The following is a 13541-nucleotide window of genomic DNA, read 5'->3' on the forward strand; positions in this document are numbered from 1 at the left end:
TACCGTCATGATTGTTTTGAAAAAAACACTTCCTTGGCCTGATCCACGGCAATTTCGCTGCGGTAATGCTCCATCAGTTGCCGCTGATTAAGTGCCTGGGTGGACTCGACGCTTATCCCTTGACTGACCTGCTCAGGTGTTCTCAAACGCGCGGAAAGGAACGCATGAGGCGGCACCCAGTTCCTCGAGTAATGGAAATCGGCAAACCAGAGAGTCTTATTGGTGGTCAGGTCCTTGATCTCATATCGGTCGAGATAGCCATGCACAGGGACTTTGATGCGTTGTCGATTTTTTTGCTTGGTGATGGAAATCTGGTTTCGGCTCTTAAGCCAGATGATGTCGCTCATGGTCGGCGGGCGCTGCTTGATGACGTTCAGTACGGTTTCGAAGCTTTCGTCGTGAAGGGTTTTCGATGCCTTCTTGAGTGCCGTGCGCGTGGATTGCGCCACACGTTGTTGATCTGCCGAAATGCCCACCGTTTCGTTCGACGCATTGTCCAGGCCCTTGGTGATCGCGATGGCGACTTTCTCCATTCGGTTGGCGTGTGCATTCAGAAGCAGGCCGATACCGGTGGGCGACCGCTCTGGTTTCTTCGTGTATTGCTCGACCTGCGCCTTGAACGCCATCAATCCGTCGAGCAGCGCCTTGCCCTTGGTGATGCTGGTGCCCAGCGCCGGGACGGCCAACGGCGTATCGGTATTCACATGGGGCAGCCACTCGCCGGTTTCCTTGCGATGGAAGGTGGCGATGATGCGATCCGTGAGAGGGTGTTTGACATCGACCCAATCGGTTTCTTCCAGGGTCTTGGTCAAACGGGGTTCCCCGCTGACCAGGCCCCAAAAACGCGCCCGGATGAATTTCTTCCTGGGCCTTGGGCGTTCCCGATAAGGGCCGGCTTCGCTTCGCCGGTTGCTTCTTTCATCGAGGGCGCGGGCCAACTGATTCAACGCCCGTTTTTTAAGATTGCCGACCTGCCTGCCCAGTCGATTGAGTTCGGTTACGGACGCTGTCCTTGTATTCCTCGCCCAGGTATTGGAGATGTTCTTGGATGGCGGTGAACTGCTCCGTCAGGCTGCCGAATGTATCGATCTGCTCGTCCAGGCGGATCACGCTGCGTTCATCGATGGCGTCGTGCAGGCTTTGAAATGCGATCGTGGTGTTATCGACAAGCTGGTTCATGTCGGCCCAGCCTTCGGGAATGTCGGGGATGCTTTCCAGTGACAAGCAGAGGTGGCGATACATGTCCAACTGGATGAGCCGAATCGCATCGCTCGTGTAGGACGGCATCCTCCCCCGGTGTTGCCGGAGCAGTTCAACGCCTTCGCGCCCGACCTTCCTCAGCCTGGAGAAGCGCGTCTCCATGTAATCCAGGCGCTCGATCATGTCGTCACCGATCCTGATCATGCTGTCGGCGGCATCAACGTGTTCTTGCTCCACGTGCTCGATGTTCGAGGTGGTCATGTCTACGGCGGTTTTCAGGGCCGGGGCGAATCGCTCCTGTAAGGTGTCTATCTCTTCGAACGTGAAGTTGATTTGCGCGTTCAGGTAACCGAGCCTGGCTTGAGGTGCGTCGGGCCTCGATTGGAAGACGGGCCACTGAATCAGGATCTCCAACGCTTCTTCATAGCTTTCCCGCTGGGTTTTCAATGTACTCAAATAAACGTTGCGCCGGGCTTCCCTGGAAGCGCCCGATGCCTGGCTCATCTCCTTGGCGTTCATGGTCAGCAGCTTCTGGTTCTGGGTTTTCCTTTCCTCGAACCGGTTCAATTCGGCAAGCAGTCGGTTACTGAGGCGTTTCGCATCCGCGATGACTTTCTGCCTGACACCTTTTGACCCGCTGCCGCGCAAACGCAGGCGAGTGTCGACACGCCATTCGCCTGCCGCATCATTGATCAGCGGAGGGCCGGTGCGCGTGGGCTCGTTTGCATCGACGATGGACACATGCTCGCCCTCCACCGTTACGTCGAACCACTGGCTGGCGATTTTTGCGTACCAGTTCCCGCCCTGCTGGTAGAGCCCTTTGAGCGCGCCTTCGATCATGGGCTGTTCGGCGTTTTCAGGTTCGCTCACGCTGAAGGATTCAAGCAGCTTGGCGCGTTTTGCGGGTTGGTCTGTCAAGGCACCGCTAGCGCGGATGGCGTCATAGTGCTCAGGTGACGGTTTCTTTTGCGTTAACGGGGCGAGCCGCTCGATCACGAGTTCAGGTTTTGTCGGGCTTTGCGATTCATGCACGACCGCTGGCGCCGCCGGTCGACGGCTGTCCGCGTTTTCCCTGGCGCGGTCGATGGCGTGAGTCGTGATCGCCATGGCCATGTTCAGCAGCAGGTCGATGAAGGCTTCCCAAGTGGCTTGGCGGTTGGAGGCTTCGTCGCTCTGGGTCAACGTTTCAAGGTCGTCCAGGATTTGCCAGAGCCAGGCCGCGGTACCCACGGAGCTGCCCAGGTAAGGCAGCGCCAGATTGAAAATCAACCAGCCGGCCTGTTTGAAGGTGGCCCACCGATTTTCGCTGTTGGACACCGATTGCCGATCGGCCAGCTCGACCAAGGCATCGGCGTTGGCTTTGAACAACTGCGGCAGGAAATCAGCCCCCAGGGTTTTCTCGCTCAAACCGATGGGGGCGCTATTGAGCCACGACGACACAGGGTCGGCCGCAAACTCCGCAATGGCCCAAGGCGAAGGCAGGGCGCCGGGGAAAACGAACCGGCTGTAAGTGGCACGTACCCCATCGGGCAGCCACGCCAGTACCGATTGGCGCAAGGAGGCGGTTTGCCGGATGGCGTAGATCAGGTTGCTGAACGCCGGGTACTGACACAGCTGCGGCTCAAGCAACGGACGATAAAGCAGGCAGGGGCCGGCATCCGGCTCTTTCGGGCCGATCACGAACATGTTGGTGACGACGTCTGCCGAGGTGCTCAGTGCATGCTTGGATTCGAACGCCAATTGGCGCAGGACGATGGTTTGCCCATCGACCTGGCGCTCGGAGGCCTTGGGCTCCATCAGCGCGGCGACATAACGGTAACCCCGTTCATCGATGTCCCCCAGGCCCCGGATTTTGCTCTCCAGCGCCAGCAGCGGTAACTGGATGCGTAACTGAGCGGTGTAGAGGCTTTCGCGGCGGGTGGATTCGGCCGGATCGTCGAGGAGTTTGTTCTTGATCAGGGTGGGATAAACGCGACCGATGTCGATTTGGGTGACGAGGCTTTCGACGTAATCGGCGGTCATCCATTCGGGCAATGCATGGCCGTTGAGTGACCTGACTATTTTGTCCCCCAGGGGCAGCGCAATCAGGTTTTGCAAGGCCAGCTCAACGAGGCTGAACCGCGTGGTCTGGATTTTGCCGGGGACCACGAACGTTCCCCAGACCACCGGGCTGCGTATCTGGACCTCGATGTTTTCCAGCTCGAGGGTCGAGGCGTCGGCATGGTCCGACAGCATCTGCTGCTTGAGCCTGTTCAACGCGTACTGCTTGATGGAGGGAATACCCTCCAGGTAGGTCTTGCCGGCATGGGCGCTGCTCAGCGCCGAAAGGTTCTTCAAGTGTTGGGCGAACAGGAACTGGTCGGATGTCGACGCGGCTTGCAACCAACCGGGAATCTGTTTCTGAAACCAGTCCTCGGCAGGTTCGTTATTCCTGTTCGGTCCGTCGTTGTCCGCCTGTTCGCTCTCGTCGGCGATCAGGCCTTCCAGGAACCCGGGATCGCCGATGACTTTGACCTGCATGGCGATCAACCCGCAGGCCTTGTGATCGAAAACATTGCCGTCGGGTTCATAGAGCCGCCACTGGATTTGTGTGCGGTTGGCACTGTTCAGATGAGTCGGCAAGGATTGACCCAACGCCTCTAGTGAAGCGAACTTTTCATAACCGTTGCGCAGCGAGTACGTAAGAATGACTTCTTTGCGGTCGATCTTTCCGATCAAGACCACGATCGAGTTTTCGTTCACGCGGCTGACCGTATCGCCGTCCGTTTCATCGATATCGATCAAATAGGCATGGCTGTCATAGCGGTCATGGCGCTTGCGGTCCTGCAGGTCCGGGTAAAGGAACAACTGCCTGGCCATGTCGCATTCAGTCGCCGTCCAGCCCGGGACCTGGCTGACGTTCCAGATCTTGCGCAGGTTGCTGGAGAGCTCATGCCAGCGAGGGCCGGTCGTGCCGAGTGGCGTGTTCCAGTACACCAGTTGTTGTTCCTGGAAAGCGGACGTCATGGCGGGGACCAGTTCGTTGATCAGCAGCCCGATCAGGGTGATACGCACCGGCAGATGCACCGGCGGAGAAGTGAGGGGCAACTTTGTCAAAAAATGCAGCCCCTCGATCAGCAAGGTCGACTCGCTCTCGCCTACACGCTCGGCCAACAGGTCGCTGAGGGATTTATAGCGGGTGGGAAGCTCCACGATGTTGCCGTCGACGACGTCCCAATTCGGTTCGCCGACCACCGTATTGTGTGGATCGAGGTCCAGCGTCGAGTACATTCTCTTGAGGGCTTTGCGCAGCAGCAGGCTGGCAACCTCCGGGGAGGTGGGCCCTGCAAGCATTTGATTGAGCACCGCCTCCCTGAGGGTGACTTCGGAGGTAAAACTCATGGTGGTTGTGACGGTTTCTGTCATTTGGCTTTCCCTGTCTGGTGATACGTGGAATCCCCGAAACCGAGTGCTTCGGGGGTTCCATGCTAGGGAGGGGCATGACAGCGAAGGTGGTAACTATGTATACGCAGCCGTACGGCGTGCTGGTCACCCGTGTTTTTTCTGGAAGAACACCTCCTTGGCTTGGTCCGCGGCAATTTCACTGCGGTAATGGTCGATCAATTGACGCTGGTTGAACGCCTTGGTGGGGACGAGCGGGGAGACTTTCTGGTCGATTTGCTCAAGGGTTTTCAAGCGCCCGGACAGAAACGCATAGGCCGGCACCCAGTTGGTCGAGTAACGGAAATCGGCGAACCACAGCGTTTTATTGGTTTTCAGGTCCTTGATCTCATACCGGTCGAGGTAGCCGTACGGCGGGGTCTTGATCCGTTGCCGGGTCTTTTGTTTGGTAATGGAAATCTGGTTGCGGCTTTTAAGCCAGATGACGCTACTCATGGTCGGCGGGCGACGCTTGATGACGTTCAGTACGGTTTCAAACCCCAGGACGTGTAGCGCGCTCGCCTCCTTTTCCAATTGCAGGCGCAAGGCTTCGGCCGAGCGCCGTTGTACGGCGGGAAGCTCAGCGGTCTCGTTGGACTCGACGCCTTGCGCCTGGTCGAGGGCCTTTTGAATGGCCGCGCTGACTTTTTCCATCCTGCCGGCATGGGCGTTGAGGATCATCCCGATGCCGGCGGGCGTTTGGTGCGTCTGTTCTACGGTTTGCTCGATCTGTGCCTTGAACGCCGTCAATCCGTTGATCAGGTCGGTGCCCTTGATGATGCTGGTGGCCAATGCCGGGACGGCGGCCGGCGTGGCGTCGGGCTTGACGTGAGGAATCCATTCGCCGGTTTCCTTGCGGTGGAACGTGACGATGATCTCGCCCGAAAACGGATTCTTCACGTCGACCCAATCGGTTTCCTCCAGGGTTTTGGATAAACGCGGTTCGCCACTGACGAGCCCCCAGAAGCGCGCCCGGATGAATTTTTTCCGGGGCCTTGGGCGCAGATCGTAAGGCGAGCTCGCGATGCGCCGGTTGCTTCGTTCATCGAGGGCGGCGGCCAAATGGCGCAATGTGCGTTTTTTGACCAGGCCAATCCCGGTGCGCAATCGAGTGAGTTGTATCGGGCGGGCGCTGCCCTTGTATTCATTGGCCAGGTATTGGAGATGCTCGTCGATAGCCGTGAACTGTTCGATCAGGCTGCCGAAGGCGTCGATCTGCTCGTCCAAGCGGATCACGCTGCGCTCATTGATCGCGTCGCGCAGGCTTTGGAACGCCACCGTGGCGTTATCGACGATCTGGTTGATGGCCTCCCAGCCTTCGGGCATCGACTCGACACTTTCAAGGGACAGGCAGAGGTGGCGAAACATGTCGATCTTGATCAGTTGCAGGTCGTCACTCGTGTACAGCGGCATCTTTTTACGGTGTCGTCGGACAAATTCGAAACCTTCGTGACCCACCTCCTTGAGCTCGGCGAAGCGGGTCTCCATGTAGTCCAGGCGCTCGATCATGTCGTCACCGACGCGGATCATGTTCTCGGCAGTATCGATATGCGCTTGCTCCAGCACCTTGACCCCGGAGGTGATCATGGCCTTGGCTTTGCCCATGACCGGGGTGAAGCGTTCGTTCAGCGCATCCATCTCCACGAAGGTGAAGTTGACCTGCGCGTTCAGGTAGCCGAGCCGGGTGCGAGGGTAGTCGGGCCGGGACTGGAACACCGGCCATTCCAAGAGGATCTTCAAGGCTTGTTCGTAGTTTTCCCGCTGGGCTTTCAAGGTGTTGACGTAGGTGTCGCGCTTGGTTTCCTTGGCCGCGCCCGTCGCCTCGTTCATTTCCTGCGCCTGCATGGTCAGCAGTTTCTGGTGCTGCGGCTTCTTGGCCTCGAACAGGTTCAGTTCCAGCAACAGCTCGATTCGGCGACGTGTCGCTGCGGCGATGACTTTCTGCCTGATCCCTTGCGACCCGCTGCCGCGTAGACGCAGACGCGTATCCACGTGCCACTCGCCCTGTGCATCACCCATCAGGGGAGGGCCTGCGCGGGCAGGGTCTTTCTCATCGATGATCGACACCTGTTCGCCCTCCACCAGCACCTTGAACCATTTGCCGGACAGGTTGGCGTACCAGTCGCCGGCCTGCTCATAGAGCCCTTTGAGCGCGCCCTCGGTCTGGCGCTGGCCTGGGTCTTGGGGCGCTTCGAGGCTGAAGCTGTCGAGCAGCTTGGCGCTCTCCCTCGACCGGCCCACCAAGGCGCCGCTGGAGCGAATGGTCGCGTAGTGTTCGGTTGGCAACGTCGTGCTGGCAAGCGGTGCTCGTTGCTCTATCACGAACTCAGGTTTTGGCTTGGGCAGGTTTTCGTGCACCACTACTTCCGGTGCCTCTGGCCGGCGCGGACGTCGGGCGGCCCTGGCGCGGTCGATGGTGTGGGTAATGATCGCCAGAGCGATGTTCAACAGCAGGTCGGTGAACGTCTCCCACTTGGCCTGGCTGTCGGCCCCTTCGCGGCTCTGCGTCAACTGTTCCATCTCGTCGAGGATTTGCCAGAGCCACGTTGCGGTGCCGACGGCTGTTCCCAGGTATGGCAAGGCCAGGTTCAGGATCAGCCAGCCGGCACGCTTGAAGGTCTGCCAGCGACTCTCGTGGTTGGAGATCGATTCACGATCGGCCAATTCGACCAAGGCTTCGGCGTTGGCCTTGAACAACAGCGGCAGAAAATCCGTTCCCAGGGTCTTGTCGGTCAAGCCGATGGGCCCGCTATTGGCCAAGGACGTCAACGGCGCGGCCACGAACGCCACGATGCTCCAGGGGGAGGGGAGCAGGTCCGGGAACACATAGCGGCCGTAATCGTCACGCACCCCATCGGGCAACCAGGCCAGCACCGATTGGCGCAAGGCCGGCGTTTGCCTGATTGCATACAGCAGGTTGCTGAACGACGGGTATTGGCACAACTGCGGTTCGAGCATCGGTCGATACAACAGGCAGGGCCCGGCGTTCGAATCCTGCGGCCCGATGACGAACATATTGGTGACCACGTCCTCCGAGTTGCCCAGTTGCAGTTCCGGGACGAAGGCCAGTTGGCGCAGGACGATAGGGTTGCCGTCCACCTTGCGATCGGCTTCGTCAGGCTCCATCAGGGCCGCGACGTAACGGTAGCCCTTTTCGTCCAGGTTACCCTGGCCACGGATTTTGCTTTCCAGCGCCAGCATCGGCAGCTGAATGCGCAACTGGTCGGTGTAGAGTTTTTCGCGGCGGGCCGACTCCGTTGGATCGTCGAGCAACTTGCTCTTGACCAGCTCAGGATAAACGCGACCGATATCGGCCTGGGTGATGAGGTTTTCGAGGTAGGCGACGGTCATCCATTCGGGTAATTCACTGTCGTCCAGCGACCTGACGGTTTTGTTGCCCAGGGGCAGCGCGATCAGGTTTTGCAAGGCCAGCTCCACCAGGCTGAACCGGGCCGTGTCGACCCTGCCTGGTACCACGAAGCTCCCCCAGATGACCGGGCTGCGCACCTCGATCTCGATGGTTTCCAGATCGAGCTTCGCGGCATCGGCATGGTCGGCGGTCATCTGGGTTTTCAGTGCGTTCAACGCAAAGGCCTTGATGGCGGGAATATCGTCCAGGTAGGTTTTGCCGGCGTGGGCGTGGCTCAAGATCGACAGGTTCTTCATGTGCTGGGCAAACAGGACCTGGTCGGACGGCGATGCTGCCTGCAACCAATGGGGCATCTGTTTTTGAAACCAGACCTCCACCAGGTCGTCATTGGCATCGACGCCGGGGGCCTGGCTGTTTTCGCGGAACGTCAACATGTCCGGGACGTTGGAAGCACCGATGATCTTGACCTGCTCGGCGATCATCCCGCAGGCCTTGTAATCGAAAATATTGCCGTCGGGCTCATACAGCCGCCATTGGATTTTCCGGTAGCTGTCCGGGGCCAAGTGGGCGGGGAGCGACTGCCCCAAGGCCTGCTGGGTCTCGAACCTCTCATAGCTGTTGACGATCGAGTACTTGAGGATGACTTCCTTGTTGTCGATCTTGCCGATCAGCACCACGATGGTGTTGTCATCCATGCGTTGCACTTGATCGCCGTCGATGCCGTCGATGTCGATCAGATAGGCATGGGCGTCATAAAGGTTATTGTCCTGGCGGCCTTGCCGGTCGGGATAACGGAACAAATGCCTGGCCATGGCGCATTCAGCCTCGCTCCAACCCTTGACCCGCTTGACGTCCCAGGCGGTGCGCAATGCACTGGAGAGTTCATGCCAGCGCGGGCCGGCATCGCCCACGGAGGCATTCCAATAGGCCAATTGCTGTTCCTGGCAGGCCGTCAGCATGGCCGGCTGCAGCTCGTTGATCAGCCGTCCGATCTGGTCGATACGCACCGGCAAATGCACATCGGGGGACGTGAGGGGGAGTTGGGTCAAAAAGTGAAACCCTTCGATCAGCAGCGTCGGGCCGCTGTCGATCAACAGCCCGGCGAGCATGTCGCTCAGGGTCTCATAACGGGTCTGGCGTTCGACGATTTCGCCGTCGACGATGTCCCAGGCCGGCTCGCCGACCACGGTGGTGTGGGGGTCGAGGTTGAGCGTGGGGTAGAGCTTCTTGAGGCCGTCCCGCAGGAGGATGGCGGCCACCTCGGGGTAGGTGGGGCCGGCGAGCAACCGGTTGAGCACGGCGTCCTTGGGGTTGATTGCGGGCTTGAGGCGTGTGGGTGCAGAGCTTTGTGTCATCGGAGTCTCCCTGACTTGTGCGACGTGGAGTCCCGGAGCGAAACGCTGGGGGACTCCATGCTAGGGCGGCACAAGACAGGGAAGGTGGTAACTATGTATAGCGCGCCGTACTCCTATGGCGCACGCCAACCCCGTGGCGAGGGAGCTTGCTCCCGCTTGAGCGCGAAGCGCTCACAAAGCAGTCAACCTCACTGTCCAGATTTAATCCGCGTCCAGGCACGCGTGCGTGCACGCTCGGCATCCCTGGGCAACGGTTGCAAAGTGTAGAGCGTGGTCATGGCCGCTTCAGTCGGGTACAGATTGGGGTTGCCACGGATCGCCGGGTCGACCATCTCGGTGGCGTCCTTGTTCGGGTTCGGATAACCGACAAAATCACTCACCGGCGCAATCACCTGCGGCTGCAGCAAATAGTTGATGAAGGTGTAGGCGTCGTCCGGGTTTTTCGCGCCTTTGGGGATGGCGAGCATGTCGAACCAGATCGGCGCGCCTTCCTTGGGCAGACGCATGTCCACCGTCACGCCGTTCTTGGCATCCTTGGCGCGGTTGGCCGCCTGGGAGAAGCTGCCGGAGTAGCCCACCGCCACGCAGATATCACCGTTGGCGATGTCAGCCATGTACTTGGATGAGTGGAAATAGGTGATGTGCGGACGGATTTTCATCATCAGCGCTTCGGCCTTGGCGTAGTCCGCCGGCTTCTTGCTGTTGGGGTCCAGGCCCAGGTGCTGCAAGGCCAGGGGCAGGATCTCCGACGGCGAATCGAGCAGCGCCACGCCGCACTGCTTGAGCTTGCTGATGTTCTCTTCCTTGAAGATCAGGTCCCAACTGTCCACCGGCGCGTTGTCGCCCAGGGCGGCCTTGACCTTGTCCGGGTTGAAGCCGATCAGGATGGTGCCGTACATGTAGGGCACGGCGAACTTGTTGCCCGGGTCGTTGGCTTCGATCAGCTTCATCAGCTTGGGATCGAGGTGGTTCCAGTTCGGCAGCTTGCTGCGGTCCAGGGGTTGGAACACCCCGGCTTCGATCTGCTTGGCCAGGAACACGTTGGACGGCACCACCACGTCATAGCCGGAATTACCCGTCAGCAGCTTGGCCTCCAGGGCCTCGTTGGTGTCGAAGATGTCGTAGACCAGCTTGACCTGGCTGTTCTGCGCCTTGAAATCCTCCAAGGCCTTGGGCGTGATGTAGTCGAACCAGTTGTAGACGCGCAAGGTGCGTTCCTCGGCCTGGACAGCGCCGCAAAGCAGCGCGGCGCACACGGCTGGAGCCATTAAACGCTTGAGTCTGTTCATGCTGTTATTTCCTCATGGGGCGCTTTGGAAACCTTCAAGAACGTTCACGGCATTGATGCCGATTTCTGCCACCGCGTAACCGCCTTCCATCACGAACAGCGTCGGCTTGCCGAGCGCCGCGATGCGTTTGCCCATCGCCAGGTAGTCCGGGCTGTCGAGCTTGAACTGCGAGATAGGGTCGTCCTTGAAGGTGTCCACGCCCAGGGACACGACGATGACGTCGGCGTCGTAACCCCGGATTTGCCCGCAGGCCTGCTCCAGCGCCGCGCTCCAGGTGTCCCAGCCTGAGCCCGCCGGCAAAGGATAGTTGAAGTTGAAACCCTCACCTTCGCCCTCGCCATGCTCGTCGGCATAGCCCAGGAAAAACGGAAACTCCGCCTCCGGATGGCCGTGGATCGACGTGAACAACACGTCGCTGCGCTCGTAAAAAATCGATTGGGTGCCGTTGCCGTGGTGGTAATCCACATCGAGGATCGCGACCTTCTTATGGCCCTGGTCGAGAAAGGCCTGGGCGGCGATGGCGGCGTTGTTGAGGTAGCAATAACCGCCCATCAAATCACCGGCAGCGTGGTGCCCCGGTGGGCGGCACAAGGCAAAGGCACTGCGCGCACCACGCTGGATGTCCGCCTGGGCGGTGAGGGCCACTTGCGCGGCGCTGTAGGCCGCCTGCCACGTGCCAGCGGTGATCGGCGCGCCGGCGTCGAAACTGTAATAACCCAGTTGGCCGTGCAGGCTGGTGGGTATGACTGTGCGAAAGGTCCGCGCTGGCCAGGTGAAGGGCAACAAATCGCCGTCGCGGTTGTACTTGGCCCAGCGGTCCCAAGCGCCTTTGAAGAATTCCAGGTACGCCGCGCTGTGGATGCGCTGGATCGGCCCCAAGCCAAAATCCTGCGGCGCCTCCACCGGCCCCAGCCCCTGCGTCTTGACCCGCTCCAACACATGATCGGCCCGGGACGGCATCTCGAAACAGGGCATCAATTGCCCGTCCATCAACTCGCAGCGGCCGTGGTGCAGGTGGTGATCGTCTGAGTAGATCGTCAGCATTTTTTTGTTCTCCGCAAGGCTGGTCGGTTTAGACACAGTCTTGCGGTGTGCGGGGTTTTGGAGAACGGCAGGAGAGGCCAAAAGGGGATCGAAATGGCCAAAAGGTTTGACCGTAAATCGCCCCTTGTTGGCGCGGGTGTGCGCGGGGTTGGGGCATGGGGGCGGTGTTAATCAGGCAAGAGATTATGAGTATAGCCGCATTTCTTTTTTGATTTTGAGCAATAAGCCAGGTCGATTTTAAAAAGAGCGCGGACATGGGCTAGCTGTTCTTTAAGATGAGCTTGAGCCATGCCTTTAGTATCTTCAGAAAACATAAGATGGTAAATGGCGGGCCAAGTCACCGCTGCGTCAGAAAAGTATAATGCCTTGCGAGGTCCCACAATTGAGATGCATTCGGTAGTAGAGAAAAGTGCAGATAAAAATTTTTCATGGATCATGGAACAAGCGGATAAGAAGAGGCGACGTTTCTTCAGGTGAGGTGCCAGGATTTTTGCAAGATCTATATAACTCACCTTGTCCTGATTGGTGGTAAATAATCCATGTTTGTTCCCGTGAGCTGAGATGTGTAGGTACCGATATCTCGACTTTCCGAACTCTGTAACAGCTTCGATGAACTGATCCCGCGTCCTGACATAGCAGTATATTGGTTTTTTTTCGTGTAGCCTCAAGACTGAAGAAATAACGCTGCCTTCGAAGCGACCATTGCCTTCATCGTCAGGGTTTAATGTTTCAATAATGAAAACGTCAGGAACAGTGGCCATTTACAGGTACTCAAGTGGTCTTGCTTGTCATTGATAATGTCTTGATCACATAAGGGCGCGTGACTCAGCTCTGTCGAAAATAAAAAACACTGTTGGCCTTGAATTTGTCGGCGTACCAAGCAACGCCAAGGAAGCTCTTCGTCGCTTTTTTTTCTCCAGAAGGAACATCTTCCTGGTTCTTCAGGTAGTCTTCGAATTTTATGTTGTGGTTGGGAAATATTTTATTTAGTTCACTTAGCTTTTCTCGTCCGCTTTCAACGGATATAGACTTGCTTTTTTTTGAAAATCTGTTCGGGTACAGTAAATTAAAAGAGGAAGAGAGGCTCCAGTGATTGGATACCCTCGGATCATTGAAATATTGGAAGTGTCTGTTATAAGTGTTGGTGAATAGAACGAAATCTACGTGATCGAATCGTTCGTGTCCGATTGGGCTGCTTTCAGTAAAGAATCCACCCTCCCCAAATAGGTACCCACGCCACAGCTGCATGTCAATTTCGTCGTGACAGCATACAATTAATATATTGGTGTCGTCTGTTCTGCATTGTTTGACTTTTTCTTGGGTGGACTCAAGAAAATCTTTCATTACGTTATCTAGATTTTTCCCTTCTTTGACAATTTTGCCTTTCGACATCAGGCGCTCACCCACCTCTCCAAGCGCCTGTTCGCGGATTGGCATTCTATTTGAAAACGTAAGCGTCACTTCGTCAGGGAGGCGTGTCTCATCTTTGTAAGAGGCACATTTTACTTCCAGATTATATTTTTTTCCTTTGACCGTTACGCTGAAGTCTACGTCTTTAGGGGGAGTGATTTTATCTTCGTAGACGAATGCCGCATCTGGATAGTCGATGAACTCGCTCATGGCTGTCAGCTCGCAGGCAGCCTGTATATATTGACTCTCGTTAAAAGCTCCGGCGCGAACTTGTAATTTGTCTCGGATGAGACGATTGATTTTCTTCTCGCCTATTTTAGCCTGAAGAGCGTTGAGGATTTTATTTAGCGAGTGCAGGTATTCGTCGTAGTGAATACTTGTTTTTACAAGGTAGTGTTGGTTGTCGGTAATTTCACTAAGGTGGTCGAGTAGCATGCGTCATAGTTCCTTGTT

7 protein-coding genes are annotated in these 13541 nt (G+C 57.6%); all 7 read right to left on the reverse strand.

Annotation, left to right across the window (positions count from 1 at the left end):
* Positions 1 to 5: 5 nt before the first annotated feature.
* A complete protein-coding gene (locus AC3A5O_RS03000; protein ID WP_487752836.1) occupies positions 6 to 812 on the reverse strand; it encodes a hypothetical protein in 807 nt (268 codons plus the stop codon).
* Between the two features lie 145 nt (positions 813 to 957).
* Positions 958 to 4605 carry a dermonecrotic toxin domain-containing protein gene (locus AC3A5O_RS03005; protein ID WP_487752837.1) on the reverse strand — a complete coding sequence of 1216 codons (3648 nt, stop codon included), beginning with the start codon at positions 4603 to 4605 and terminating at the stop codon, positions 958 to 960.
* Positions 4606 to 4728: 123 nt separating this feature from the next.
* Positions 4729 to 9345 (reverse strand): dermonecrotic toxin domain-containing protein, encoded by a 4617-nt coding sequence (locus AC3A5O_RS03010; RefSeq protein ID WP_487752838.1) that lies wholly within the window; start codon positions 9343 to 9345, stop codon positions 4729 to 4731.
* Positions 9346 to 9533: 188 nt separating this feature from the next.
* Positions 9534 to 10634, reverse strand: a complete 1101-nt coding sequence (locus AC3A5O_RS03015) for a polyamine ABC transporter substrate-binding protein (protein ID WP_122567622.1) — start codon at positions 10632 to 10634, stop codon at positions 9534 to 9536.
* A 12-nt stretch (positions 10635 to 10646) separates the two neighbouring features.
* Entirely contained in the window at positions 10647 to 11678 is a 1032-nt protein-coding gene (locus AC3A5O_RS03020) for a histone deacetylase family protein (protein WP_305468888.1), read from the reverse strand.
* 167 nt (positions 11679 to 11845) lie between these two features.
* Entirely contained in the window at positions 11846 to 12439 is a 594-nt protein-coding gene (locus tag AC3A5O_RS03025; RefSeq protein WP_122567620.1) for a hypothetical protein, read from the reverse strand.
* A gap of 64 nt (positions 12440 to 12503) precedes the next feature.
* Positions 12504 to 13523, reverse strand: coding sequence for a hypothetical protein (locus AC3A5O_RS03030; RefSeq protein ID WP_305468886.1), 1020 nt, complete (start codon positions 13521 to 13523; stop codon positions 12504 to 12506).
* Positions 13524 to 13541 lie beyond the last annotated feature (18 nt).

The organism is Pseudomonas sp. Soil_N_39, assembly GCF_057655955.1.